Source organism: Oleiphilus sp. HI0128 (assembly GCF_001635365.1).
Map to the genome: position 1 here is coordinate 1 of NZ_LWGG01001179.1, position 1,765 is coordinate 1,765.

3 protein-coding genes and 1 pseudogene are annotated in these 1,765 nt (G+C 45.1%); all 4 read left to right on the forward strand.

Going from position 1 to position 1,765, the window contains the following annotated elements; all coding sequences use genetic code 11:
• Nucleotides 1-317 (forward strand): DNA polymerase III subunit gamma/tau C-terminal domain-containing protein (locus A3763_RS19900; RefSeq protein WP_197483007.1); only part of this gene is annotated, 317 nt, incomplete at its 5' end.
• Nucleotides 318-381: 64 nt separating this feature from the next.
• Nucleotides 382-708: a YbaB/EbfC family nucleoid-associated protein gene (locus A3763_RS19905; protein ID WP_068507357.1), complete on the forward strand. Its 327-nt coding sequence runs from the start codon at nt 382-384 to the stop codon at nt 706-708.
• 38 nt (nt 709-746) lie between these two features.
• The gene (recR, locus tag A3763_RS19910) at nt 747-1,355 is read left to right on the forward strand and encodes a recombination mediator RecR (RefSeq protein WP_068514766.1); all 609 of its coding nucleotides are present in this window, start codon (nt 747-749) and stop codon (nt 1,353-1,355) included.
• Between the two features lie 4 nt (nt 1,356-1,359).
• Nucleotides 1,360-1,765 (forward strand): annotated as a pseudogene (locus A3763_RS19915) (ribonuclease D); the annotation flags it as partial.

Sequence of the window (1,765 nt, forward strand, 5' to 3'; positions counted from 1 at the left end):
CAGTGCTAGAAGAGAACCCGGACGGCTTGAATCTTTATTTTGAGGCTGGACACTTTCGTTTGCTAAATCCAAGTCATGAAGGGCGGATTCGTGAATCATTGAGTAAAGAAGTGGCACAAGGGCGAAATATTACTTTCTTCGAGGGCTTAAAGCCCGAACACGAGTCGCCGATGATGTGGCGTGAACGCGTGAAAGCGGAAATGGGGGAGCAAGCAAAACTGAGTGTTGAAAATGACCCCTATGTCCAACAGATGATTAGAGAGTTTGATGGTGTGTTGATTGAAAATAGCATTAAAGCTTTAGGGCAGATTATTTAATAAAATATGATCGCGTGCAGTTGCCTTCTGAAGACGCTCTGCACAATAGTAAGTGGAGAAAAATATGATTGGTGGAAACTTGGGCGATATTATGAAGCAAGCCCAAAAAATGCAAGAAGAGCTTCAAAAGCAGCAAGAAGAAGCTGCGAATGCAGAAGTGATGGGTGAATCCGGTGCTGGCTTGGTGAAGGTTGTGATGAATGGTCGTCATGATGTTATTAAGGTTGAGCTAGATGACACTGTGTTGAGTGAAGATAAAGAGTTTTTGGAAGATTTACTTGCTGCAGCAGTAAATGATGCGGTAAGAAGGATCGAAGAAAAGAACAAAAATGCAATGTCAGGCTTAGCGGAAGGTATGGGCTTCCCTCCTGGCTTCAAAATGCCGTTCTAACGATCGACTTTTAATGCAATTGTGGATGAAATAAGAGTATGACTTTCGGTCCTGTTATTGATGAGCTGATTGAGTCACTAAGAGTTTTGCCTGGAGTAGGGCAGAAGTCTGCCCAGCGAATGGCTCTGTCGCTGTTGGATGAAAAACCCAATGGTGCCCAGCGTTTGGCTAATTCCTTGTCGCATGCTTTGGAAGCAGTAGGCGAGTGTGTGGGGTGTCGAACCTTAAGTGAAAGTGAGTATTGTCATATCTGTCAGGACGCTCAGCGGGAACACAACACTTTATGTGTTGTCGAATCTCCCTCTGATTTGATCGCGATTGAACAGACACATCAGTTTAAGGGTGTGTACTTCGTATTGAAAGGTAGCTTGTCACCACTTGATGGTAAAGGTCCTGCAGAGATCGGCATTCCAGCTTTAATGGATCGAGTCAGCTCATTGTCAGCCAAGGAAATAATATTGGCTACAAACCCAACCGTTGAAGGTGAAGCAACGGCTCATTACATTGCTGAAGTGTTTAGTGAGTCTGATGTACTCATTACGCGCTTAGCGCATGGTATTCCTCTAGGTGGGAATCTTGGTTATGTTGATGGTGGGACGCTTAGTCATGCCTTTTCCGGGCGCAAGCCTGTTATTGAAGAAGGTTGATTAAATGAGTGTCCAGATTATTAATGATGCAGCAGCGCTTACTGAGGCTATAAAGCTTTGTTTAAATGAAACTGTCGTTGCAATCGATACCGAATTTATGCGAACCAACACCTATTTCGCAGCACCGGGTCTCATACAGATTGCAGCAGGCGAGCACGTCTACCTGATTGACCCTTTGGAAGTAGATGATCTCAGTTTGTTAGCGCCTTTGCTAGAAAGTGAGTCAGTGGTCAAGGTCTTGCATTCGATGAGTGAAGATATTGAGCTTTTGTTTCATTCGACGGGTGCGCGCATCAAAGCCGCGTTTGATACCCAGTTGGCGGCAGCATTTTTGGGTTTAGGGCCGTCGCTTGGTTACCAAAAGCTTGTGCAAGAGGTGCTTGGGCATGAGCTAGACAAGTCTGAAACGC